The organism is Halomonas sp. DP8Y7-3 (genome assembly GCF_019801675.1).
Lineage (GTDB): Bacteria > Pseudomonadota > Gammaproteobacteria > Pseudomonadales > Halomonadaceae > Halomonas > Halomonas litopenaei_A.
The window spans coordinates 128,381-153,039 of record NZ_JAHVIO010000009.1; the positions used below are offsets into that span (position 1 = coordinate 128,381).

20 protein-coding genes, 1 tRNA gene and 1 pseudogene are annotated in these 24,659 nt (G+C 61.9%); 2 read left to right on the forward strand and 20 right to left on the reverse strand.

The features are described 5' to 3' along the window. Positions 1 to 18 precede the first annotated feature (18 nt). The 8 genes and pseudogenes from KUV86_RS10325 to trmJ form a co-directional block, all read right to left on the reverse strand. Positions 19 to 759, reverse strand: coding sequence for a tetratricopeptide repeat protein (locus KUV86_RS10325; RefSeq protein ID WP_261397609.1), 741 nt, complete (start codon positions 757 to 759; stop codon positions 19 to 21). A 119-nt stretch (positions 760 to 878) separates the two neighbouring features. Beyond that, complete coding sequence (gene rlmN / locus KUV86_RS10330) at positions 879 to 2,006, reverse strand: 23S rRNA (adenine(2503)-C(2))-methyltransferase RlmN (protein ID WP_206941575.1); 1,128 nt, start codon at positions 2,004 to 2,006, stop codon at positions 879 to 881. A 97-nt stretch (positions 2,007 to 2,103) separates the two neighbouring features. Beyond that, positions 2,104 to 2,529 carry a nucleoside-diphosphate kinase gene (ndk, locus tag KUV86_RS10335; RefSeq protein ID WP_206941573.1) on the reverse strand — a complete coding sequence of 142 codons (426 nt, stop codon included), beginning with the start codon at positions 2,527 to 2,529 and terminating at the stop codon, positions 2,104 to 2,106. A gap of 207 nt (positions 2,530 to 2,736) precedes the next feature. Continuing rightward, positions 2,737 to 3,063 carry a HesB/IscA family protein gene (locus KUV86_RS10340; protein ID WP_206941571.1) on the reverse strand — a complete coding sequence of 109 codons (327 nt, stop codon included), beginning with the start codon at positions 3,061 to 3,063 and terminating at the stop codon, positions 2,737 to 2,739. Between the two features lie 86 nt (positions 3,064 to 3,149). After that, positions 3,150 to 4,310 (reverse strand): aminotransferase class V-fold PLP-dependent enzyme, encoded by a 1,161-nt coding sequence (locus KUV86_RS10345; protein ID WP_222484706.1) that lies wholly within the window; start codon positions 4,308 to 4,310, stop codon positions 3,150 to 3,152. A gap of 43 nt (positions 4,311 to 4,353) precedes the next feature. Further along, complete coding sequence (locus tag KUV86_RS10350) at positions 4,354 to 4,824, reverse strand: Fe-S cluster assembly transcription factor (RefSeq protein ID WP_206941566.1); 471 nt, start codon at positions 4,822 to 4,824, stop codon at positions 4,354 to 4,356. A gap of 187 nt (positions 4,825 to 5,011) precedes the next feature. Further along, positions 5,012 to 5,974, reverse strand: coding sequence for a serine O-acetyltransferase (gene cysE / locus KUV86_RS10355; RefSeq protein ID WP_222484707.1), 963 nt, complete (start codon positions 5,972 to 5,974; stop codon positions 5,012 to 5,014). A 264-nt stretch (positions 5,975 to 6,238) separates the two neighbouring features. Beyond that, positions 6,239 to 6,967: pseudogene (trmJ, locus tag KUV86_RS10360) on the reverse strand (tRNA (cytosine(32)/uridine(32)-2'-O)-methyltransferase TrmJ); the annotation flags it as partial. 249 nt (positions 6,968 to 7,216) lie between these two features. Here trmJ and KUV86_RS10365 point away from each other — a divergent pair. Continuing rightward, complete coding sequence (locus KUV86_RS10365; protein WP_206941561.1) at positions 7,217 to 8,041, forward strand: inositol monophosphatase family protein; 825 nt, start codon at positions 7,217 to 7,219, stop codon at positions 8,039 to 8,041. A 188-nt stretch (positions 8,042 to 8,229) separates the two neighbouring features. Here KUV86_RS10365 and KUV86_RS10370 read toward each other — a convergent pair whose 3' ends face one another. The 8 genes from KUV86_RS10370 to KUV86_RS10405 all read right to left on the reverse strand — a co-directional run bounded on the left by KUV86_RS10370 (position 8,230) and on the right by KUV86_RS10405 (position 17,729). Then, positions 8,230 to 9,075, reverse strand: coding sequence for an ABC transporter substrate-binding protein (locus KUV86_RS10370; protein ID WP_222484708.1), 846 nt, complete (start codon positions 9,073 to 9,075; stop codon positions 8,230 to 8,232). 112 nt (positions 9,076 to 9,187) lie between these two features. After that, complete coding sequence (locus tag KUV86_RS10375; protein ID WP_222162597.1) at positions 9,188 to 10,237, reverse strand: CNNM domain-containing protein; 1,050 nt, start codon at positions 10,235 to 10,237, stop codon at positions 9,188 to 9,190. Positions 10,238 to 10,510: 273 nt separating this feature from the next. Then, complete coding sequence (gene secF, locus KUV86_RS10380; protein WP_206941549.1) at positions 10,511 to 11,434, reverse strand: protein translocase subunit SecF; 924 nt, start codon at positions 11,432 to 11,434, stop codon at positions 10,511 to 10,513. 34 nt (positions 11,435 to 11,468) lie between these two features. Beyond that, on the reverse strand, positions 11,469 to 13,319 hold the full coding sequence (secD, locus tag KUV86_RS10385; protein ID WP_222162598.1) for a protein translocase subunit SecD: 1,851 nt from the start codon (positions 13,317 to 13,319) through the stop codon (positions 11,469 to 11,471). Between the two features lie 191 nt (positions 13,320 to 13,510). After that, a complete protein-coding gene (gene yajC, locus KUV86_RS10390; protein ID WP_206941545.1) occupies positions 13,511 to 13,849 on the reverse strand; it encodes a preprotein translocase subunit YajC in 339 nt (112 codons plus the stop codon). Between the two features lie 66 nt (positions 13,850 to 13,915). After that, positions 13,916 to 15,052, reverse strand: a complete 1,137-nt coding sequence (gene tgt / locus KUV86_RS10395) for a tRNA guanosine(34) transglycosylase Tgt (RefSeq protein WP_374107023.1) — start codon at positions 15,050 to 15,052, stop codon at positions 13,916 to 13,918. A gap of 58 nt (positions 15,053 to 15,110) precedes the next feature. Next, the gene (gene queA / locus KUV86_RS10400) at positions 15,111 to 16,160 is read right to left on the reverse strand and encodes a tRNA preQ1(34) S-adenosylmethionine ribosyltransferase-isomerase QueA (protein ID WP_222484709.1); all 1,050 of its coding nucleotides are present in this window, start codon (positions 16,158 to 16,160) and stop codon (positions 15,111 to 15,113) included. A 114-nt stretch (positions 16,161 to 16,274) separates the two neighbouring features. Further along, positions 16,275 to 17,729: an SLC13 family permease gene (locus tag KUV86_RS10405; RefSeq protein ID WP_222162600.1), complete on the reverse strand. Its 1,455-nt coding sequence runs from the start codon at positions 17,727 to 17,729 to the stop codon at positions 16,275 to 16,277. A 538-nt stretch (positions 17,730 to 18,267) separates the two neighbouring features. Between KUV86_RS10405 and KUV86_RS10410 the strand changes: the two genes are divergently transcribed. Next, positions 18,268 to 18,354, forward strand: a tRNA-Leu gene (locus tag KUV86_RS10410). A 479-nt stretch (positions 18,355 to 18,833) separates the two neighbouring features. On the opposite strand, the gene KUV86_RS10415 is transcribed toward KUV86_RS10410, so the two are convergent. The 4 genes from KUV86_RS10415 to KUV86_RS10430 form a co-directional block, all read right to left on the reverse strand. After that, positions 18,834 to 20,243 carry an aminotransferase gene (locus KUV86_RS10415; protein WP_222484710.1) on the reverse strand — a complete coding sequence of 470 codons (1,410 nt, stop codon included), beginning with the start codon at positions 20,241 to 20,243 and terminating at the stop codon, positions 18,834 to 18,836. 70 nt (positions 20,244 to 20,313) lie between these two features. Then, positions 20,314 to 21,726 (reverse strand): APC family permease, encoded by a 1,413-nt coding sequence (locus KUV86_RS10420; protein WP_222484712.1) that lies wholly within the window; start codon positions 21,724 to 21,726, stop codon positions 20,314 to 20,316. A gap of 236 nt (positions 21,727 to 21,962) precedes the next feature. Next, positions 21,963 to 23,450: an aldehyde dehydrogenase gene (locus tag KUV86_RS10425; protein ID WP_222484714.1), complete on the reverse strand. Its 1,488-nt coding sequence runs from the start codon at positions 23,448 to 23,450 to the stop codon at positions 21,963 to 21,965. A 207-nt stretch (positions 23,451 to 23,657) separates the two neighbouring features. Further along, a complete protein-coding gene (locus KUV86_RS10430) occupies positions 23,658 to 24,599 on the reverse strand; it encodes a LysR family transcriptional regulator (RefSeq protein ID WP_222237723.1) in 942 nt (313 codons plus the stop codon). Positions 24,600 to 24,659 lie beyond the last annotated feature (60 nt).

Genomic DNA, 24,659 nt, shown 5'->3' on the forward strand with positions numbered 1-24,659 from the left:
TCATCGTGAAAACAGTGGTCAAAGCGCGCGTGAAGGCTGGAGGGCTTCGCCCTGGACTGCCGGAGAACGATAGCCCTCGGTGTTCCCCAGGTCCGCGGCAAGCCGTCGGGCGGCGGAGTTCCATCCCGCCAGACTGACGAAGCGATCCAGCTGTGAACGGGCGCGCATAAGGTTGCCCTGTGCGTATTCCAGGTCGGCCAGAATCAGGTGGCTGGCAGCCAGCTGGTCATCGATCTGCTGTGACCGCTGTAGTGCTGCTCTTGCCTCCTCGATCTGGCCGAGATCCCACCGGCAGCGTCCCAGGTTAGCAAACAGCTGGGCCCGGTGAGCGTAGTGTATGTCGTGACTGGCTTGGTCGAGTTGATCGCAAGCCTCACGTGTTTGCCCCCGATCATACAGGAAGGCAGCGTAATTGTTGCGTGCCCGGGTAAAGTTGGGGTCCTTTTCAAGGGCATCTTGGAAAAACTGTGCGGCGAGGTGGGTCTCCCCCTGGCGTTGATGAGCCAGGGCAAGGGCCTGCAGGGTCACCGGATCCGCGGCGTCGAGCTGATAGGCCTTGTCCAGCGCCGCCAGGGCCCGAGGCAGGTTGTCCTGGCGCAGATAGGCCTCTCCCAGGTCGCGATAGGCGGTGGCGGGAGTGTGTTCGGTATCAGTGACTGGTACGGCACATCCTGACAGGGAGGCGGCGGGTAGCACGATGGCCAGGCTCATGACGACAATGCGCAGGCAGTGGGGCAGGCGGTCTGCATGGCTCATCATGGCGTTATCGTTCTCCCGCTGCATGGCCCCGCCAGAGGGGTGTCGTCGACACCCTCTGGAGGGCTGGAAAAGGCCCGAATATCAAAGCGCCGTGCCTCAACGAAGTCAAGATGACGGGATCAGTCGGCGTCGATCTGGATCGACTGGATATAACGTTCGTGACGGCGTGTACGGTCCTTGACCCGGCCCACCAGCTGACCACAGGCAGCGTCAATGTCATCGCCGCGGGTCGAGCGAATCGGAGCGGTATGGCCCAGTTCATATAACCAACGCTGGAAACGAACGACCTGATTGCGCGAGGGCTTCTCGTACCCGGAGTGCGGGAACGGATTGAACGGGATTAGGTTGATCTTGCAGGGCAGCTCCTTCAACAGCTCGGCCAGTTCCCGAGCGTGCTCCTGCTGATCGTTGATATCCTTGATGACCGTGTATTCGATGGTCACCTGACGCGTATCGTCGCACTTGGCCAGATAGCGGTGACAGGCATCCAGCAGGGTGCGGATGTTGTACTTGCGGTTAAGCGGTACCAGCTCGTTGCGCAGCTCATCGTTGGCGGCGTGCAGCGAGATGGCCAGGCTGACGTCGAGCTCATCGCCGAGACGATCGAGCATGGGCACCACGCCAGAGGTGGACAGGGTGACCCTGCGCTTCGACAGGCCATAGCCTTGATCGTCGAGCATCAGCTTCATCGCCGGCACGACGTTATCGTAATTCAGTAGCGGTTCGCCCATGCCCATCATCACCACATTGGTGACAGGGCGTTGGCTGCTGTCCTTGCGGGCGCCGTCGCTGTTGGCGGCTACCCAGACCTGACCGATGATCTCGGCGCTGGTCAGATTGCGCTGGAAGCCTTGCTTGCCGGTGGAGCAAAAGCTGCAGTCCAGTGAGCAGCCGACCTGGGAAGAGACGCACAGGGTGCGACGCTTGCCGTTGTCAGCGGGAATCAAGACGGTCTCGACATAGCTGCCGTCTTCGACCTCGACCACCCACTTACGCGTTCCGTCATTGGAGGTGCCTTCGTAGACGACCTTGGGTCCGCGTATTTCTGCGGTTTCCTCGAGGCGAGCGCGCAGCGACTTGGACAGGTTGGTCATGTCGGCAAAGTTGCTGACACCTTCGTGGTGGATCCACTTCATTACCTGGGCGGCACGAAACTTCTTCTCACCAATGGAGAGAAAGAAGGCTTCCATGTCCTCTCGGGCCATGCCAAGGAGATTGGTGCGTTCGGGGGAGGCGGTGGTGGTCATGATCGGATCAGCGAGTCGGTGGGCAGAATATGAGGGAGCGGATGCCCGGGGCATCCGCTCGCCGGTGGGGCGTCGATAGTGACAGCCCCCGACGCCCTTAGCGCGGGCAGATCTCGTCAGCGCTGAAGAAGTAGGTCACTTCGCGCTCGGCAGACTCGGCAGAGTCAGAGCCGTGGACGGCGTTGGCGTCGATGGAAGAAGCGAAGTCGGCACGGATGGTGCCAGCGTCTGCTTCCTTCGGGTTGGTGGCACCCATCAGTTCACGGTTCTTCAGGATGGCGTTATCACCTTCCAGTACTTGAACCACGACCGGGCCAGAGGTCATGAAGGACACCAGGTCGCCGAAGAAGGGGCGTTCCTTGTGCTCGGCGTAGAAGCCTTCCGCCTGTTCCTGGGACAGGTGGATCATCTTGGCGGCAACGACCTTCAGGTCAGCCTTTTCAAAACGCGTGATGATCTCGCCGATGACATTCTTGGCGACGGCGTCGGGCTTGATGATAGACAGAGTGCGCTCTGTAGCCATGAAACTCTCCAGTGGTTGAGCCCAGGACATGGGCATGGTGCCAGGTAGATGGCGTCGCGCCGCCCCGGAGACCGGGGCGGCGCGACGCGGAAAACGAAGCGATGTGGCGCCTTGCGCCGAAGAGCGCCGATTATAGCGTTCTCATGGCGTCTTGAACACAGTGTTCGTCAGCGGGTACGCGAGCCCTTGGAGGGATCGGCCCGGCGGCTAGACAGTAAAGCTTTCGCCGCAGCCACACTGGTCCTTGACGTTCGGATTGTTGAAGCGGAAGAACCGGTTCAAGCCTTCGTTGACGTAGTCGACTTCGCTGCCGTCCAGCATCTCGAGAGCGTCGGGGGCGACGTAGACCCGTGCGTCATGCTCCTCGAACAGGGCGTCCTCGGCCTGGGCTTCGTCGGCGAAGTCCAGCACGTAGCTGTAGCCGGAACAGCCACTTGGCTTGACCGCTACCCGCAGTCCGAGGCCTTGGCCTCGCTCCTCCAGAACGCGCCGGATCTGGTTGGCTGCAGCAGGGGTGATCGTCAGGTGTGCCATCTGTTTACTCCTGGGTCGGGCGCCGCCTGAAGAGGCAGCAGCCTGCGTGGTCTTGATGACCATGCCGCGAACTCGCGTGGCGGCGGTCAGGTCATGGCGCGCTGGCGCAGAGCAATTAGCGCAGTGCGCAGTGCCTGGCCAGCGCGGTCGATGTCGTCGTTACTGGTGAAGCGTCCAATGCTCAGGCGCAGGGAAGACAGCGCCAGGCGTCTCGGCACGCCGATCCCTTTCAGCACATAGGAGGGCTCGACGCTGGCCGAATTACAGGCGGAGCCCGTGGACAAGGCGATGTCACGCAGCGCCATCAACAGGGACTCGCCATCGACGCCGTCGAAACCGAGATTGAGAATATTGGGGACTGCGGTTTCCAGCTGGGTGTTCAGATGAACCCCATCCAGGTCGTCGATTCCTGCCAACAGTCGATCACGAAGCGAGGTGATACGCGCTTGGTCGCTGTCACCTTGTGCTGCTGCCAGGGCGAAGGCTTCACCCATGCCGGCAATCTGGTGGGTTGCCAGGGTGCCTGAGCGCATGCCTCTTTCGTGGCCGCCGCCGTGAATCAGCGCTTCCACCTTGAGATCTGGGCTGCGGCGCACGAAGAGGGCGCCAATCCCCTTGGGGCCGTAGGCCTTGTGGGCAGACAGAGACATCATGTCCACGGTACTGGCGGTCACGTCCAGATCGATGCGCCCGACGGCCTGGGCGGCATCGACGTGCAGCATGGCGCCGTGTGCGTGGGCCACCTCGGCGAGCGCCGCAACGTCATTGATGCTGCCCAGCTCGTTGTTGACCGCCATCAGTGACACCAGCACGGTATCTGGACGCATGGCATCGGCCAGTTGTTCCGGGGTGATGCGGCCATCGGGGGTTGGCGTCAGCCAGGTCACGTCGAAGCCTTCACGCTCCGCCGCCTTGGCGGTGTCGATGACCGCCTTGTGCTCGATGATCGAGGTCACCAGGTGGCGGCCCTTGTCGCGATTGGCCCGCAGATAGCCGGTAATGGCCAGGTTGTCGGCCTCGGTGGCGCCGCTGGTCCAGACGATCTCGCGAGGGTCGGCCTTGATCAGGTCAGCGACCTGGCGGCGGGCGTTCTCCACGGCCTGCTCGGCCAGCCAGCCGGGCATGTGGCTGCGCGACGCGGGGTTGGCGTAGGTGCCTTCCAGCGTCAGGTGCCGACTCATGACCTCGGCGACACGGGGGTCGACGGGGGTGGTGGCGGCGTAATCAAGGTAGACGGGAGCAGTCATGGGCAATGTCATCGTTGGCGAGCGTCGAGGGCGACAGTCTAGTTTAGGGGGCTGACGTCACAATGCTGTCGCTGTGCTGGCGGCGGCGTTGGCGACCGGCGATTTCTGCCACTTCCTGGCGTTGGGCCAGTTCCCCGAGCGTCACGCCGTCGAGAAACGTCTGGATCTGCTCGGACAGTTCGAACCACAGGTGATGGGTCAGGCACGTATCGCCCTTCTGGCAATCCGACAGGCCGCCACAGCGAGTGGTGTCCACGGACTCTTTGACCGCGTCGATCACTCGGGCCACCGTAATCGCCTCAGCTGGCGCTGCCAGCAGGTAACCGCCCCCCGGGCCACGCACACTCTCCACCAGCCCGGCGCGCCGCAGTCGCGCGAAGAGCTGCTCAAGGTAGGACAGTGATATTTGTTGACGCTGGGCGATGTCGGCGAGGCAAATGGGGCCTCGTTCGGCATTGACGGCCATGTCGAGCATGGCGGTGACGGCGTAGCGTCCCTTGGTGGTCAGGCGCATGGGGTGGACCCTCGATGCCAAGTGGTGCCGGCAATCTTGACGTTATGGCGCCACCACTGAGGGTGACGCCACTGGCAATCCGTCATTATGAGAAAGACCGACCATCACGGTCAACTATTTGGCGCGTGCTGCGCTTGCGTGTCCGGGCCAGTGTGCCAACGCTCGAACGTTTGGCTGTTGCGGTACATCAACCTTCCTGCCGGTGGCGGGAGCTCTCACGGTGAGCGCTGGCGTCATCGGGGGCGGTCGTCGACAGCTGACTGTCAGCAGAGTGTTCTTCGGAGTCTGGGCTGCCGGAATCGTCTGCAGCGGTATCGCGCGGGGGAGTGGCAGTGTGGCGGCTGCCGACCACCGGCTCGCAGGCCTTGTCGACGTCCTCCAGAATCCCGGCGAAGTCCTCGTCCTTGATGCCAGGCATCTGCCCAGCACGATAGCTGTGGTCGAGGCGACGTAGCGTCTGGCACATGTTGCCGATACGCTCATCCACCGCGTGCATGTGGTCGAGCATGGCTTGCATCGACTTGGCCACGGGGTCCGGCATGTCCTGGCTCATGCCGTAGGCATCGAAGCCAAACTTCTGGCACATCGCCTCGCGCCGAGCGGGGTCGACCTCCAGTGCAGGGTCGCTGTCCGGGTCGGCACGCTGAACGATCTTGCCGGGGATACCGACCACCGTGGCCCCTGCGGGGACGGCCTTGGTCACGACCGCGTTGGAGCCCACCTTGGCACCGGCCCCGACGGTGAAGGGTCCGAGAATCTTGGCCCCCGCCCCGACGATGACGCCATCCTCCAGCGTCGGGTGGCGCTTACCCTTGTTCCAGCTGGTGCCACCCAGGGTGACCCCCTGATACAGCGTGACATCATCGCCCACCACCGTGGTTTCGCCGATCACCACGCCCATGCCATGGTCGATGAAAAAGCGACGACCGATGGTGGCACCGGGATGAATCTCGATGCCTGTGAACCAGCGTCCTAGCGTCGACAGCGTACGCGCGATCCACTTCAGGTTGCGCTTCCATAGTGCGTGGGAGATACGGTGGAGCAGCAGCGCATGAAGTCCAGGGTAGTTGGTCAGGACCTCAAGAAAGTTGCGCGCCGCCGGATCCCTGGCAAATACGCTGTTGATATCTTCGCGTAGGCGTTGAAACATGCGGCGGTCCTTGGTCGGCTAAGAAGGTCATAGTGGGGACAGACGTGACGCCATTCAAGCCCAGGCAACGCAGCTGGGTGCCAGGCTGTGGCAGAGGCGTACCCGGGGTTAACGGGAGGGCGTCTGGTGATCCTCTGGTCCGGCCTCTTGGGTGTCCTGGTCAGTGCTGGCGTCCGCTACCATGTCTGCATGACGTGCAGCCGTTTCAGTCGTCGCTCTGTCTGCCTCACTCATCGTCATTCTACCGCCTAGCGCCGGCGCTCCTGCGGCTTTCTCGGTGGCACTAAGAATGCCCCGCAGGATATTGAGCTCCATACGCTCTGGGCGCGAACGCAGGGTGACGCGACGCAGTCGAGCCATCAGCTGTCTTGGCTTGGCTGGATCGTGGAAGCCGATGGCAATCAGGGTGCGCTCGAGGTGCGCGAAGTAGTGCTCCAGCTCGTCGTGGGTGGCGAGGGGCTGAAGGTCCTCGTCGGGCTGTGCGGGGGTAGCGTCCTGGGCCAGCCAGCTGAGCCGGCACTCGTAGGCCAGTACCTGAACGGCCGCCGCAAGGTTGAGCGAGCTGAAATCGGGATTGGTCGGGATATGCACGTGGGCATGGCAACGCTGTAGCTCAGCATTGGACAGGCCGCTGTCCTCACGGCCGAACACCAGTGCCACGCGGGCGTCGCCGCTGGCGAGCTCTGTCGGCAGGCGCTCGCCAAGCTCCCGAGGCGTGATCATCGGCCAGGGCAAGGTGCGTGAACGAGCGCTGGCGCCAACCACCAGGCTGCAATCTGCCACCGCCTGTTCGATGGTATCGACCACCTGGGCCTGTTGGATCAGACGGTCAGCGCCGGATGCCCGAGACACACTGTCGGCGGTGATGACCTCGCAGCGAGGTGCTACCAAGGCCAGATCGGCCAGCCCCATGTTGTGCATGGCGCGGGCGGTAGCGCCAATATTGCCGGGATGGCTGGTGCCGATGAGAACGATGCGAATACGCTCGAGCATGAAAGATCCTGTTGCGACGCGGCGAGTGGGTTCGAGAGTGGGCGGGTGCGGTGTACTGGTCGAGCAAGCCACCGAGGGTGCACGTTGACGCTGCCGACGTGCCGCTGGAGACCAGCCGGTCGACCAGTTTAGCATGCTAGACACGGCAAAGTCCGTGGCATTCATGCGTGCCTTCTGCTAGGATTCGCGCCGAGTCCGTTCCCTTCGTCGACTCCGTTCTTTAACACCACCGACTCCCAAGGCCTGATCATGCATCCGATGGTCCAGTACGCCCTGCGCGCTGCCCGCAGCGCCGGCGAACAGTTTTTGCGCATTCGCGAACGTATCGAGAATGCCCACGAAGAGCACAACCTCGATCGCTTGCTCGAGGACACGGCACGCAACGCCGAATCCCTGATCACTCGTCAGCTGACCCGCGGCTACCCGCAGCACGGCGTGGTGGGTCGCTACACTCCGCATCGCGCGGGTGAGGGCGAAGGCGCTGATGTACTGTGGCGCATCGAGCCTTTCCACGGGTATTCCAACCTGAGCGTCGCTTCTCCCGAGTTTGCGCTGTCCGTGGTCTGCCTGATCAAGGGCCGAGCGGAGCATGCGGTGGTGATCTGTCCGTTCAGCGATGATGAGTACCTGGCAAGCCGTGGGCGTGGCGCCCAGCTGAACGGCAAGCGCCTGCGTGTCTCCAAGATCAAGGGAGCCGGTGGTGCACGTCTGTCCCTGAGTCTTCCGGACACCTACCTGCGGTCGCGTTTCCTGCCGACCTACCTGACTCTGGTACAGCAGCTTGGCCCGCAGGCTGAGCAGCTTCAGTCCAGCGCCTGTGGCCTTCTGGACATGGCCCGGCTGGCGGCTGGTCGCGCCGACGCAGCCTTTGTGCTTGGCGTTGAAGAGCAGGATCTCGATATCGGCTCGCTGTTGCTCAAGGAGTCTGGTGCGCTGATCGGAACCCCTGACGGTAAGCCTTCGGTAGCGGTGGAAGGCGCACTGATGGCCGCCAATCCTCGCCTGTTCAAGGCGCTGATCAAGCAGCTGGCCCCCCATGTGCAGACGGCGCCGAGCTTGGAAGATCAAGACTGAGTCGTCTGGACGGCAGTAAGAGTCAGCGTCAACGGCGTTTGACGTCTCTGCCTCAGGGCCTGTAACGCAATGCCCCCGCAGCCATGCTGCGGGGGCATTGTCGCTATAGGGCGGGTTGCCGATATGTCAGTGACGTGAAGCCGATACGGCGAAGATCACCGGGGGGGGGACGAACCCGCCGCGGAGGATCAGCGCGCCAGGGCGGTCATTACTTCCTCGACTTGCAGGCGAGTGCTGGCCAGGCCTTGGCCGGCGAGGTACCACAGTCGCGGTGAGCCCACTGCCAGACGCGTGTCAGCGCCGATGTCCTGCTGCAGCGTGGCGAGGTCGAGACCCGCTTCCCCAATGGCGGCGCTGCGATCCACGATCCATACCAGGTCGGCGCCAGTGGCCTGTATCTGGGCCGGTGTCATGGGCAGAAAGGTGCGCTCACCGCGAGTGACCGGGATGACATCGTCTGGCAGGCTGGGGGCAGCAAGTCCCATGAGGTCGTGCACGATGGCATTGTTCTGCGCTGAGAAGTGGCCGTCGTTATGGGTCACTACCAGCACGCTGGGGGAGCCGTCGATAGTGGCCAGGCGCTGATCCAGGAAGTGGCGCAGATCCTCCAGCGCCTGGTCGCCCTCATCACTGATATGAAAACGTTCAGCCAGCTGGTCGACGCGAGTTTCCAGCTGGTCCCAGGTGGTGTCGCCGGCAGTGGCCGAGCTGTAGACCGGAGCGATTTGCTCAAGGGCATCGCGCTGTGCTTCCAGGCGGCCGCTGATCAGAATCTCGTCCGGCTCAATCGCGCCAAGGGCTACCATGTCGGCCTCCTTGAGGGTCCCGACGTCGGCATATTCCTCACTGGCAAAGGCAGACAGGTGTTCAGGCAGGGTCGACTGTGCGACACCGGCGATGTGCTCGTCCTGGTCGAGGTTGTCGAGAATATCGAGAGTAGCGTAGTCCAGCGCGGCGACCCGTTCCGGGGCGTCGTGCGCCCAGGCTTGGGCGGTCACGCTGAGCAGGGCGGCGATGGCGAGGGGCTTGTACATGAAGTCTCCATTGATAATTATTTTCAATGGAGATGTTATCGCAAATAGTGGCCGAAGTGGGGTGGCATCGATGGCACGGCATGTTGCGCAACGATGAACACCCCTGGTGGCATCAGGAGGGGTTGGGGTCGACCTGCCGGTGTCTCTCAGAGTCTGCCTGACGTCGTTGGGTCCAGCGCTGCTTGGCGTACTTGCGCATATTGGTGACATCATCGGTTTCATCGACGATGTCCTGTCCAAGCACTGTCTCGAGCACGTCTTCCATGGTGATCAGTCCCACCCAGGTACCATGGTCATCGTAGACCACCGCCAGGTGCTGACGGTCTTTCAGCATCATCGTGAAGACGGTTTCGACACTGTCATCTGCCTGTACCGAAGGGGCATCCTGCATGATGTCCTTCATGCTGTGGTCTTCGTCTGCGCGGTAGGCGTCAGCCTTGTGCACATAGCCGATGGCCTGTTCGCCGCCATCCATCACCGGGAAGCGAGTGAACGGAGAGCGCACCAGCTCTTCCTCGAACTCCGCCACAGTAAGCCCTGGACGAACCGTCACGCACACGGTGCGTGGCGTCATGACCTTGCTGACCGCAATTTCGTGCAGGTTAAGGATGTTGGTGATGGTGCGGGCTTCATCCGGATCGAGGGCCTTTTCATCCAGGCCGATGCGGGCCAGCGCCTTGATTTCACCGCGCATATCGGTATCGGCAGCGTTGCCGCCAATGCGTTGGGTAATCTGCTCGGATAGCCAGATGAAGGGCTTCAGCACCAGGATCATGGTGTTGAGGATAGGAGGCAGCCAGGGGGACAGCTGGCGCCAGTAGTTGGCGCCAATCGTCTTCGGAATAATTTCCGAGAGGATCAGGATGGCCAGCGTCATCAGGGCCGAGGCGATACCCAGCCAGGCTTCACCGAAGACCACGGTCACCTGAGCGCCGACGCCGGTAGCGCCGACGGTGTGAGCGATGGTGTTGAGGGTCAGGATGGCAGCCAAGGGGCGGTCAATGTCGCGCTTCAGGGCATTCAGCTTCAGGTGCAGCCGTTCATTGGTTTCCTGCACCCGTGCAATGTAGCTCGGTGTCAGTGACAGCAGTGCTGCCTCCAGCACGGAGCACAGGAAGGACGCACCAATGGAGAGTACGGCAAAGGCGATCAGCAGGAACATGCGGCCTCATCAAGGCGAAAGGGTAGGGGCTAAGCATGAAAGGTGGTCGTCTGCAGGGCAAGCGATACCGCATATTTTCATGTTTCCTGACGTATCGCAGCCCTGTAGTGGAGCTGTTGCGGAATCACCGCAGACATGAAAAAGCCCCGCCGTGAAACACGGCGGGGCCAGCCAGAACCGCATGAAAGAACTGCGTGAAAGAACTGCGTGAAAGAGCTGCGTGAAAGAGCTGCCTGGCAGAGTTGCCTGAAAGAGGCTGCCAGGAAGCCACTGTCAGGGCAGTTGCTCTTCCTCGGCGTCTTCTTTCTTCTCGGGGATCAGATCGCGACGCTGGAGCTTCAGCTTGAGCAACAGCGCTGCTGCCACGTAGATCGATGAGAAGGTACCGACACCGATGCCGATCAGCAGGGCAACGGAGAAGTTGTGGATCATGTCGCCGCCCAGCCAGGCCAGGGCAATCAGCACCAGCAGGGTCGTGCCGGACGTGGCCAGGGTGCGCGCCAGGGTCTGGTTGATGGCTTCGTTGAAGATCGCCGGCATGTCGTCGATCCGCGATTTGCGAATGTTTTCGCGAATGCGGTCGTAGACCACGATGGTGTCGTTCAGCGAGTAGCCGATGACGGCCAGCACGGCGGCCAGCACGGTCAGGTCAAATTCCAGCTGGAACAGCGAGAAGGCGCCAATCACGATGATGACATCGTGGACCAGAGCCAGCAGTGCGCCGATCGCAAACTTGTACTGGAAGCGAAAGGCCACGTAGAGCATGACCACGCCAAGAGCGACGAGCATGCCAAGGCCGCTCTGGTCACGCAGCTGGTCGCCCACCTGGGCGCCGACAAATTCCGCGCGCACCAGATCCACCTGGGTACCGCCCTGGGCGAGCAGGCCAACGACCTGCTCACCCACATTGGCTTCAAAGGTCTGCTGCAGACGGATCAGCACTTCATTGGCGGCGCCGAAGGTCTGCACCGAGACGTCGTTGAAACCAGCGCCTTCCAGCGCTGCGCGCACGCTGTCCAGGGCCGGGGCGCTGGCATAGCGGACTTCGACCAGGGTGCCGCCGGTAAAGTCGAGGCCCAGGGCAAGGCCCTGAACCACCAGTGATACCAGTGACACCAGGATCAGGATCGCCGACAGGCTGAAGGCGATCTTGCGCTGACCCATGAAGTCGAGTTGGAGGTTGGTGAGGCGATTCATACCCTCTCCCCGTTGTGTGCGAGTGGACATGGGCTTAGATCCATAGCTTCTTCACCGCCTTGCCGCCGTAGATCAGGTTGACCATGGCGCGGGTGACCAGCAGTGCGGTGAACATCGAGGTCAGGATGCCGAGTGACAGGGTCACGGCAAAGCCCTTGACCGGCCCGGTGCCAATGGAGAACAGGATCAGTGCCACCAGCAGCGTCGTGATGTTGGCGTCGACGATGGAGCTGAACGCGCGCTCGTAGCCGGCGTGGATGGCTTGCTGGACCGACAGTCCGTTACGCAATTCCTCGCGAATACGTTCGAAGATCAGCACGTTGGCATCGACGGCCATACCCAGGGTCAACACGATACCGGCGATACCCGGCAGCGTCAGAGTGGCGCCGAGCATCGACATGGCGGCCACCAGCATGGTCAGGTTGAGCGCCAGGGCGATGTTGGCAATGATGCCGAACACCTTGTAGCGAATCAGCATGAACAGCACGACCAGCAACAGACCGATCTGGACCGACAGCATGCCGCGTTCGATGTTGTCGGCGCCTAGGCTCGGCCCGATGGTGCGTTCCTGAGCGAAGTAGATCGGGGCGGCCAGCGAGCCGGAGCGCAGCAGCAGGGCCAGTTCCCCGGCTTCCGTGGGGCTGTCCAGCCCGGTGATGCGGAAGCTGTTGCCCAGGGCACTCTGGATGGTGGCCAGGCTGATGATACCGCGCTCGGTGTACGGGTCGCGGACGGTGACCCGCTCGCCATCTTCCATCACCGTGCGGTCGCGGGTCTTGTGCTCGATGAACACCACCGCCATGTTGCGCCCGATATTGGTGCGAGTGGCGCGGTTCATCAGTGTGCCGCCGGTGCCGTCCAGGTTGATATTGACCTGGGGGCGACCGTTTTCATCAAAACCACGGCTGGCGCTGGAGACGCTGTCGCCGGTGATGATGACGTCACGCATCAGGTCTGCACTGCGGGCCGGTTCGTTGCGGAAGGGCAGTGCTTCGGTTTCGTTGGAGGGGGTGTCGGTACGTGCCTCCAGACGGAACTCGAGGTTGGCGGTGGCGCCGACGATGCGCTTGGCCGCGGCGGTATCCTGGACGCCGGGCAGCTCAACCACGATGCGATCCGGGCCCTGGCGCTGGACCAGGGGCTCCGCCACGCCCAGCTCATTGACGCGGTTGCGCAGCGTGGTCAGGTTCTGATTGATCGCATAGTCCTGGATTTCATCGACGGCGGCATCGGTCAGGGTCATGGCCAGGGCGGCGCCGCGCTCGCGATCGACATCCTGATACTGCAGGTTGGGGAATTCCTGACGAATCAGCGTCTCGGCAGCATCGCGGTCTTCGGCGTTCATGAAGTCCAGCGAAATGGTGCGACCGTCGATCTCGGTATTGCGATAGCGAATGCGCTCGTCACGCAGGGTTTCGCGCATCGCACTGGCATTCACTTCCAGCCGCTGGCTGACCGCGGCATCCATGTCGACTTCGAGCAGGAAGTGCACGCCGCCTCGCAGGTCGAGGCCCAGGGTCATCGGGGAGGCTGCCAGCGAGGCGAGCCAATCCGGGGTGGACTCTGCCAGGTTCAGGGCGACCACAAAATCTTCGCCGAGCTCTTGGCTGATCAGGTCGCGGGCGGGAATCTGGTCTTCGGCATCACGCAGGCGAATCAGCAGGCTGTTGGGCTCCTGCTCGACCTGCTTGATCTCGATATCGGCGTCGGCAAGCGCCTGCTCCAGGCTTCGCTGCTGAGACTCGGAAAGGCTCAGGTCACCGCGATCACTGCTGATCTGTACCGCGGGATCTTCAGGAAACAGATTGGGAAGGGAGTAGACCAGGCCGACGAGAAGCACCACTAGAATCAGCAGGTACTTCCACAAAGGGTAACGATTGAGCATCGGGGCTCTGCCCTCAGGTTGCTGACAAATGAGGGAACATCGCAGGATCAAACAAGATGGGACTGCAAGGTTCCGAGGCGACGGGTGCGGCTGCCTCGCCAACGCGCGACAGCCGACCGATCGGCTCGCCCCGCGTCAGCATGGGGCATCCCCACCGACCGGATGGTATCCGGGGTGGGGACGAGCACCAATCAGATGGACTTGAGCGTGCCCTTGGGCAGCACGGCGGCCACGGCATTCTTCTGAACGCTGACCTCGGTGCCTTCGCTGATTTCCATGGCCAGGAATTCGCTGTCTTCGCTGACCCGGGTGATGCGGCCCATCAGGCCGCCGCCGATGACGATCTCGTCACCCTTGGAGAGGCCGCCGATCAGCTGCTTGTGCTGCTTTGCCCGCTTGGCCTGGGGGCGCCACAGCAGGAAGTAGAAGATCAGCACGAAGCCGACCAGCATCACAATCTGGGCGATGCCGCCACCGGCAGCGGCGCCGGCATCCTGGGCCTGGGCCGGGGAGATGAAGAAGTCCAACATGTACGACGGTCTCCGTAAGTCGTGGGAAAAGCAGGAGCAAGCGGCCGGCAACTGCCGACCGATGTATCAATTCGGGGCGGGGGGAACCGGCAGGCCACGCCTGGCGTAGAACCCTTCCACGAAGTCAGCCAATGTACCCGCTTCGATAGCACCGCGCAAACCAGCCATGAGGCGCTGATAGTGACGCAGATTATGGATGGTGTTGAGCATCGAACCGAGCATCTCTCCACAACGGTCCAGGTGATGCAGGTAGGCCCGTGAGAAGTTCTGGCAGGTGTAGCAGTCGCAGTCGTCTTCCAGCGGACGAGTGTCATGGCGATGCTTGGCGTTGCGGATCTTCACCGTGCCTTCGCTGGTGAACAGGTGACCATTGCGCGCATTGCGGGTTGGCATCACGCAGTCGAACATGTCGACCCCGCGGCGAACGCCTTCGACAAGGTCTTCGGGCTTGCCGACGCCCATCAGATAGCGCGGCTTGTCTGCCGGCATCCAGTCGGGCAGATAATCGAGGACCTCGATCATCTCTTCCTTGGGCTCACCCACTGACAGGCCGCCGATGGCATAGCCGTCGAAACCAATGTCGTTGAGGCCTTTCAGTGACGCCTCGCGCAGGTCCGGGTACATGCCGCCCTGGATGATGCCGAACAGCGCCGACGGTGACTCGCCGTGAGCATCCTTGGAGCGCTGGGCCCAGCGCAGCGACATCTCCATGGAGGCCTTGGCTTCGGCATGGGTGGCCGGGTAGGGCGTGCACTCATCGAAGATCATCACGATGTCAGAGCCTAGCGAGCGCTGCACTGCCATCGACTCTTCCGGTCCCATGAAGACCTTGGCACCGTCTACCGGCGAGCGAAAGTGCACGCCTTGCTCGGTGATCTTGCGCATTTCTCCCAGGGAGAAGACCTGAAAGCCGCCGGAGTCCGTCAGGATCGGCTTGTCCCACTGGGCAAAGTCATGCAGGTCGCCGTGGGCTTCGATGACCTCGGTACCCGGGCGCAGCCACAGGTGGAAGGTATTGCCAAGGATGATCTCGGCGCCGATCTCTTCCACCGAAGAGGGGGTCATGCCTTTGACCGTGCCATACGTGCCTACCGGCATGAAGGCCGGTGTCTCGATGGTGCCACGGGGAAAGGTGATGCGGCCTCGGCGTGCCCGGCCATCGCTGGCCAGGTGGTCGAAGTGCATGAAACATTGCTCTCGCATGGGTCTCTCCGTGCCCCTGTGGGGCGTAACGCGGTTCTGCCGTATCCGTTGTGCTGTATCAGTCTTGCGCTTTCAGTGCCGCGGGTGTCGGCGTCAGCAGCATGGCGTCGCCGTAGCTGAAAAAGGCGTAGCCTTGCTTGACCGCCTCTCGATAGGCCGCCATGACGGTATCGTAGCCAGCGAAGGAAGACACCAGCATCAGCAGGGTCGATTCAGGCAGGTGGAAGTTGGTGATCAGGGCATCGACGCAACGCCATTGATAACCCGGGTAGATGAAGATATCCGTGTCGCCTGACAGCGGCGCGATCTCGCCCGAGGCGCTGGCGGTTTCCAGGCAACGAACGCTGGTGGTACCCACCGCCACCACCTTGTTGCCTCTTGCCTTGGCTGCGCGCACCTTGGCACAGGTCTCGTCACTGACGTCGATCCACTCGCTGTGCATGTGGTGTTCGTGAATATTGTCGACGCGCACCGGCTGGAAGGTGCCGGCACCGACGTGCAAGGTCACGTAGGCCGATTCGATGCCACGGCTTGCGAGACGCTCGAGCAGTGGCTCGTCGAAGTGCAGGCCTGCGGTCGGCGCCGCGACAGCGCCGTCGCGACGTGCGTAGACGGTCTGATAGCGCTCCCGGTCGGACAGCTCATCCTCGCGAGTGATGTAGGGTGGCAGCGGCATGTGTCCATGCTGCTCCAGCAGCGCGATCATCGGCGTATCACCGAGGAAGCGCAGCTCAAACAGAGCGTCGTGGCGTCCCTCTACCACGGCCTTGATGTCACCTTCGAAGATCAATTCCGTGCCCGGCTTCGGCGACTTGCTGGAGCGCAGGTGCACCAGCCCGCGATGGGCATCCAGCGGGCGTTCGAGCAGCATCTCGACCTTGCCGCCGCTGGCCTTGTGGCCGTGCAGCCGCGCGGGGATAACGCGGGTATCGTTGAACACCAGCAGGTCCCCTGGCTCGAGCAACTGCTCAAGGTCGGGGAAGCGACGATGGTCAAGCTGGCCACTGGCGCCATCGACGCAAAGCAGCCGACAGTCGCTGCGGATGTCGGAGGGGTAACGGGCGATCAGCTCCTCGGGGAGCTCGAAGTGAAAGTCAGCGCGCTGCATGGGGATTCACAAGATGGAGGTTCGCAAGTCGTCAGGCAGGAAGATCGAATGCCAAAGGCGCACAAGGATACCGTTTCCTGACCGCCACGTCAGGAAACGGTGATCATCTCTGTGTTACCAGAGCAGCAGAATCAAGCCGTAGGCCATCAGCGTCACCAGTACGGTGCTGATCAGGTTCAGTGCAAAACCGGCGCGAATCATTGACTGAATCTGCATGTGGCCGGTACCGAACACGATGGCATTGGGAGGCGTCGCCACAGGCATCATGAAGGCACAGCTGGCGGCGATGGCGGCCGGCACGGTGATCAGCATGACGGGAATGTCCAGCGACATGGCCAATGCGCCCAGAAGCGGCAGGAACGCCGCTGCGGTGGCGGTATTGGAGGTGACCTCGGTCAGGAAGATGATGACCAGTACGACGCCACCGATGATCGCCAGCGTAGGCAGGGCGCCGAGGATGGCAAGCTGGTTGGCGATCCACTCCGCAAGTCCTGACTTGCTGATGGCACCGGCCAGCGCCAGGCCGCCGCCGAACAGCAGCAGAATGCCCCAGGGGAGCTTCACCGCATCTTCCCATACCATCAGCGTTTCGCCGGGCTGGCGCTTGGACGGGATCAGGAACAGGGCCATGCCGGCGACGATGGCGATGGTGGTGTCCGACAGCCAGTCCGCACCCATGTCATTGAGCAGCGGGCGAACGATCCACAGCGCGGCAGCGGCCAGAAACAGCAGTCCCACCCGGCGCTCGGCCGAGCTCATGGGGCCCATGTCGGCGAGCTGATCACGAATCAGACTGTCGCTGTCTCCCTGGCCGATGTTCAGCGCGAAGCCCTTGCGGGACAGCCACCACCAGGCCAGAGCCATCATCACCACACTGATCGGCACGCCGACCAGCATCCACTGTGCAAAGCCCAGATCGATGCCGCGGTCTTCTGCCAGATAGCCGGCCAGCAGGGCGTTGGGCGGCGTTCCGATGAGCGTTGCAACGCCACCGATGCTGGCGGAGTAGGCGATGCCCAGCAGCAGCGCAGTAGCAAAGCGCCGCAGTTCCTTGGGATCGGAATCTTCCATCAGGCTGAGCACCGAGATGCCGATCGGCAGCATCATGATGGCCGTAGCGGTATTGGAGACCCACATGCTGAGAAAGCCGGTGGCGATCATGAAGCCGGCAATCTGGCGGCGTGGCTCGCTGCCGACCACCTTGAGCACATGCAGGGCGATGCGCTTGTGCAGATTCCAGGTCTGCATTGCGATGCCCAGCAGGAAGCCGCCCAAGAAGAGGTAGATGATCGGATTGGCATAGCTAGCCGCGATATCCTTGATGCCACCAATGCCCAGCGCTGGTGCCAGTACCAGCGGAATCAGTGATGTCACCGGAATGGGGATCGCCTCGGTCGACCACCAGCTGGCCATGAGCAATGCCATGCCGACACAGCCCCAGGCGGCGTGGGACATATCGCCCGGAGGCGGCAGAATCAACGTGAGCAGCAGAAGCAGCGGGCCCAGCACCAGGCCTATACGGCTGGCGACGGACGGATGGGGAACAGCATCGTTGCGGGTATCGGCCATGGCAGATTCCTTTCTCCTCAAATACGCTCGGCAGGACGCGACAGGTGCTTCGCGAAGCGCTGCCTAGGGGGCTGATCAGGGGTACGGATCAGCAGCGCGGTCAAGCGGCGCCGGTTCTGTTGTTGATGGAGACTTACGCATTGTTAACCTGACGCAGGGCGGCGGCAGTCTACCAAGGTCGAAGCCGCCGGGGCGAGCCATCTTTGGCCAAGACGTCGCTGTTGGACAAGCTCAGGGCTTGTCCACTTAGGGCTTGTCCACTCAGGGCTTGTCCAAAAGCAAGGCGGCTTCGTTGCAGCCGTTCACGTGGATGGTCACCCTGGGCGAAGCCGTTGAGCCTGTACGCGTGCACCCACCACCCCTATGCGCGGCCCGGTGGACTTGCTGCCCAGCAGGCGGCACGGGCGAAAAAACAGGCCAGGACGCGCTGCAAGGGACCTGGACCACCCGCAGAGGGCAACAAATGCGCGCTTGAATCGTGCATAGGTAGCTGAAGCAATTGACGTTCGCTGTCACCCACGTATAATCAGCGCCCGTTGCCGGTGTGGCGGAATTGGTAGACGCAGCGGATTCAAAATCCGCCGCTGGAAACAGTGTGTCGGTTCGAGTCCGACCACCGGCACCATTCCTTTCTTGTACGATGCTCGTTGTTTCCCCCCTTCGTTTGTCCCCGTGATGATCATTACCTGCCGCCAGGGGTAGTCGTCGCTTTCCTTGTGCTTTTTTGCCCGTTTACGGCGCGCTGCTCATGCGATTGACGCCCCGCGTTGGCCAAGTTGCATTGGCTGTGTTGGCTGGCAAGGGGGGCTGTCTGAAGGGTTGATGGCAGGGAAAACCTTCGTCCCGAGTGCTTGTCGTCTGCTGATGGAAGTGCGTCGGGCCAGTGCAACTGTAACGCCCAGCACTTTTCTTCAGCACTTGTCCCCAGCGCTATTCGCCGTGAGTCTTACCTAGGACTCTTACCCAGGACGTTTACCCAAGATGACTTCCCCCTAAACCGGTCCAACGGCATCGCCCCTCTCGGTTATCGATAGCGCTGCCATTGACGGCGCCGCTATCAACGTCGGAGAGGGGCGATGCTGGGCCTATCGGTTGATGCCGGGACTAGCGGGGCAGGTAGCCGTCGGCCTTGAGGGACTCGGTGGCGGCTTCGATGCTGTCGCGCAGGGTGGTGGCGACAAAGTCGACGTGCTCTCGGGTCAGGATCAACGTCGGTGACAGGATATTCATATGCGCCAAGGGCCGAACGATCAGACCTCGCTGCTGACATTCATCGGCGATGCGATTACCGATCTTGGCTGCAGGGTCGATCAGTGCCTTGGTTTGTTTGTCCGCGACGTTTTCCAGACACATCATGAACTTGCGGCCTCTGATATCGCCAACAATCTGGAGGTCTGACAGTTCGCGGATACGGCGTTCAAAGTAGGCCCCCACGTCCTGTACGTGCTCGCACAGCCCTTCGCGCTCCATGATCTCCAGGTTCTTGAGGCCTGCTGCACAGCTCACCGGGTGGCCTGAGTAGGTGAAACCGTGGGTGAACAGGGCGCCGTCCGCCTGGGGCTTGCTGATCACCTCATAGATGCGGTCGGAGAAGATCGTGGCCCCTAGCGGCAGGTAGCCCGAGGTCAGTCCTTTGGCGCAGGTAATGATGTCCGGGACGATACCGAATTCGTCCTCCGAGGCGAACATGTGGCCAAGACGGCCGAAGGCGGTGACCACTTCGTCCGAGACGTACAGGACGTCATACTTGCGGCACACCTCCAGGGTTCTGCGGTGATAGCCCTCAGGGGGAACAATGACACCGCCCGCGCCCATGATGGGTTCGGCGAAGAAGGCGGCGACATTGTCCGGCCCTAATTCGAGAATCTTGCTTTCCAGTTCCGCGACCTTGTCGTCGCAAAAGTCCTCCAGACTTTGGCCCGCCGGGCGCCGGTAAGGATTCGGACAGCTGATGTGCTGTACCAGGGTGTCGTCGATATCAAAGCCGATATGGTCGAACTTGACGCCGGTAATCGACATCGCCATGTAGGTGCTGCCATGGTAGCCATCGATTCGAGAGATGATCTGCTTCTTGCTGGTCTTGCCAAGCTGATTGAAATAGAAGTGGATCATCCTTACCGCGGTATCGTTGGCCACCGATCCGCCGCAGCCATAGAAGACGTGGTTGAGGTCCCCGGGGGCGAGCTCGGCAAGCTTGGCCGCCAGCTGAGCGGCGGGTGCCGTGGTGTGGTGGCCAAAGGTCGAGAAGTAAGGAATGGCGCGGATCTGGTCCGCCACCGCGTCGGCGATCTCATCCCGGCCGTAGCCAATGTTGACGCACCAGAGTCCTCCAATGCCATCCAGATAGCGCCGCCCATCGGCATCTTCGATGCTGACGCCATCGGCCTTGGTAAAGACCATGGAGCCGTTTTCCTTGAAGGTGGAAAAGTCGGTCCATGGGTGGGTGAAATGAGCACGATCCTTCTCCCAGATGTCCTGCTTGTCGAGGGAGGGTGAGCCTTGAAAACTGTTCATTGTCGTTCTCCTTTATGATGCTATCCGGGCAGGGCATTGGCCCCATTCCTGGCCTGTTCTGGTGTTATTTCTAGCGGCTGATGACTCGGTCAAGCGGTTCCGGCGTGAAGAGGGGTTTTTTCATCACGACCTTGATCCAGACCAAGGCCACAAGGCTGACCAGTCCGAGTACCACCCCTGCGCTGGTGAAGATCTGCTGGGTCATGTCGGGGGAAGGGGATGCATAGACGATCGCGTAGACCATGCCCGCAATGCCGACGAGCTGAGGCAAGGGGTAGAAGGGCGTACGGTAGGGGCGCTGTGCATCGGGATGGCGACGGCGCAGGGCGATGACATTGACGTGGGCGATGATGTAGGCGATCAGCCAGGCAATCGCCGCCGCCGTCAGCAGTAGCCCAACGGTGCCAGGGTCACTTCCCCAGACCAGCAGAGGTAGCCCCGTGACGGCTGCAATGAACAGGACCGCGACCCAGGGAACCCTGGTGGAGCTCGTCAGCCAGCCAAGGGCGGGAAAGGCCTGGCCCTGCTCCGCCATGCCTTGCAGCATACGGGGTATGGACGCCAAGGACGTGTTGACGGTGCTGCAGGTGGCGGTGACAGCAGCGACGGCAAGAACAAGATGCCCGGCGTCACCGAAAACAGCGCGTGCGTATTCCAGATGGGGAAGTTCGGCCGCCAGCAGGGCTTCCTGCGGCAAGTAGAACAGGACGCCGAGACAGTAGAGGGAGAAGACCACAAAGATAACCGTCAATCCCAGGTACATGGAGCGGGGGATATGACGAACCGGATCACGCGTTTCAGATACGAGCGGACAGACAAACTCGACCCCAACGTAGCCCCAGATCGCCAGTGCCATGAGGCTGAAGGCGCCACTGCCCAGGTCAAGATCGGCGAAGATGTGGCTGGCACTGAAGGCATGGGGTGCGACGCCGCCGGACAGCGCACTGATGCCCAGCAGCGTGAGTGCCACCACCATGGCGAAGGCGAGTACGTTCTGCAGCTTGGCAAAGACATCGATACCCATCAGGTTGAGCAGGGTAAAGGCGCCAAGAATGCCGAAGGCAATGAAGTGAGTGCTGTCCAGGGCGGGGTAGAGCACACCGAGCAGGTAGTCGACCAGTAATAGCTCTGCAGATAGAGCGAACATGGCGACGACCACGTAGCCCGAGAACACCGACAGAATGGCGGGAAAGTGACCGAGCGCGACCTCGGTATAGGTACTGAGGCTACCGGCTCGGGGAATCATCAGCGACAGTTCCGAGAACGAGGCGGCGTAGCACATGGCCAGTATCCAGGCGATGGCCAGGGGGAGCAGGAACGCTGCCCCGGCAATGCCGACGCCCTGGAGCATGATCACCATGACGCCCTGGGAGACGACCAGGCCCACCGCGATCGCCATCAACGACTTCAGGCCCAGCGCCTTGCGGCAGGAGCCCGAGGCAGATGGCGCTGCCTGGTGGGAGGTGGGGGAGTGTGTTTGCATCACTACATCCTCTTGTTGTTGTTCGACATTGTGATTCGGAGCTGTTTTTCAGAAGGGTTCTTCAAGCCTTTGTTCGGAATAGATATTTGAGTGCTGGCGAGCGCAGCATGGATGGTTCGGCAGGCGCTCGCCCGTGACGAGCACCCAGCAAGCCGCAGGGCCCTCCCGCGGTGGATGGGAAGGAGCGAAGACCCTGGCTCAAGGCCTCTGCTTTAGACCTTTGCTCAAGACACCCGCTACAGGCGAATCCAGGTCGTTTTCAGCTGGGTGAACTTGTCCAGGGCATGCAGCGACAGGTCTCGCCCGAACCCTGATTGCTTGTAGCCGCCGAAGGGCGTGGTGAAGTCGATGGCATCCACGGTGTTGACCGAGACGGTGCCTGCTCGCAGGCGGCGCGAGACGCGGTGGGCGCGGGATAGATCGGTCGTCCAGACGGAGGCGGCCAGACCGTAGATGGAGTCGTTGGCGATGGCCACGGCCTCGTCTTCATCAGTGAAGTCGATCAGCGCAGCCACGGGCCCGAAGATCTCCTCATGGGCGATGGTCATCTTGGGCGCCACATCGACGAACAGCGTAGGGGCGACGAAGGCGCCTTGTTCGTCTCCGCTGGGCGCGGTGCCCATGGCGAGGGATGCACCTTCTTCGATACCGCGAGCAATGTAGCCACGGACCTTGGCGGCGTGCTCGCTGTCGATCAGCGCTCCTACATCTGTCGCAGGGTCCAGGGGATCCCCCACCACCAACCGTGAGGCGGCGGCCACGAAGGCGTCGACGAAGGCTGGCCTGATATCACGTTGGACGAGAATCCTCGAATTGGCAGAGCAGACTTCCCCTTGATTGAAGTAGATGCCTTGCACGGCGGCTCTCGCCGCAGCGTCGATATCGCTGTCGGCAAAGATCAGGTTGGGGCTCTTGCCGCCACACTCCAGCCAGACCTGCTTCATGTTGGAGCGGGAGGAGTAGTCGAGAAAGCGTTTGCCGGTAGCGGTGGATCCGGTAAAGGTCAGGCAGTCCACGTCAGGGTGAAGTCCAAGGGCCTGTCCAGTGACATGACCATGACCGGGCAGCACGTTGATGACGCCGTCAGGAAAGCCTGCCTCCTTGGCCAGTTGCGCCAGGCGCAGTGCGCTCAACGGAGACTGCTCCGCTGGCTTGAGAATCACGCTATTCCCCGCCGCCAGCGCTGGGGCCAGCTTCCAGGCGGTGATATCGAGGGGAAAATTCCAGGGAATTACCGCCGCAACCACACCGATGGGCTCTCGAGTAATGGTCGCCAGGTTGTCGCCGTCGGTCGGTGCGACTTCACCGTAGAGCTTGTCGGTCGCTTCGGCGTACCACTCGAAACACCCGGCTGCGCCTGGAATATCCAGTTCATAGGCGTCACGGATGGGCTTGCCGGTATCCAGCGTTTCGAGCAGCGCCAACTCCTCTCGGTGTTGCCGAATCAGCGCCGCCAGGCGTTGCAGCGTGGCCTTGCGCTGTGCCGGGGCGAGGCGTGACCAGACCCCTGACTCGAAACTTGTGCGAGCGGCTGCGACCGCCCGATCCACATCGTCGACGCTGCAGGCCGCAACCGCCGTCAGGGGTTGGCCGGTGGCAGGGTTGGAGGTGACCAGCGTCGCGCCATCACTGGCAGCGGTGGCCGCGCCGTCGATGAACGCATCGTGGGGCAGGACAAGCTTTGCGCTCAGGTCACGCCAATAGGAAAGATCATGTTCCGTCATGGGGAAGGTACCTCGGTCGGAGTGTTGTTATCTTGGCCGTGCAACTCCGCTACCCGGCTGTACAAGCACCATATCCCCAGGCTGTTGATCAATTAAAATACTATTAAATTAACGACAGCTTCAGTTTTTCCTATCCAAAAGAGCGTTAGAGAAAGGGGCCAGGGAGCGAACGCAGGCAGCGGACGTAGGCGCTACCCCTTGATGACTTCAGGTGCGCGACGTGACCGCGCTGCTTGCTCCGAACACATCAGTGATAGTGTCGATCTCCTGCGCCAGTTGCCGCATGGCGTCTGCCGCGGGAGAGAGTCTCAGGCCACGCAGACAGGCCAGGCCCATGGTCAGAGGTTGGGCATCGTCCTCCAGCGCCAACGCCTTGAGGCGAGCGTTGTCGGCAGCGCTGAAGGCACTCATGGGGGTGTTGAACAGGGAAAAGCCGAAGCCATTGGCGAGCAGGCCACGAAGCATGTCCATGGATTTGGCACGGTGAGCGACATGGGGCAGCAGCTGGTGGTGGGAAAATATCGACAGGAAGTACTCGCGACTCAGCGGCCAGTCCAGCAGCACCATCGGGTAGGTAGCCAATTCGGCCAGCCCAATGCGGTCCTTCTCGCTCAAGGGGTGATCCTCAGCCACTACCGCGTAGGCAGGGAAGCGGTAGAGGGGAATGAAGGCGATGTCGTCGGGAATCTCCAGGTCGTAGGTGAACGCCAACTCATAGTCGCCTTGCTGTAGACCATTGACGATGTCGACCTGAGTCATCTCGTCACAATAGAGACTGACGGCAGGGTGCCTGTCCGCAAACTGGCGCAGCAGCTGTGGCAAGAACAGCGGGGCAAAGGTGGGAAATGCGACCAGGCGAAGCTCGCCACCGACCTCTTCCCCTAGCGATGCGGCGAATTTTTCCAGTCCCTCGGCGTCACGCAGGAGTTGGCGCGCCCGAGTCAGCAGTTGTCTGCCGGTGGGGGTCAACGACAGCCCCTGGGCGTGGTGCCGAACAAATAGCTGCAGTCCGGTGGCTTCTTCGATCTGATGGATGGCAGCGGAGATGGACGGCTGGGATACATGCAGTTTCCTGGCCGCCTGGGTGACGCTCGATAGCTCGCCGGCCACCACGAAGTAGCGCAATTGCTTGAGGGTGAAGGGGCGCATGGTCTGTTGTCATGGCTGAGAAAACCCCATCTTCCCACAGCGCTGGCCTCGGGATCGACG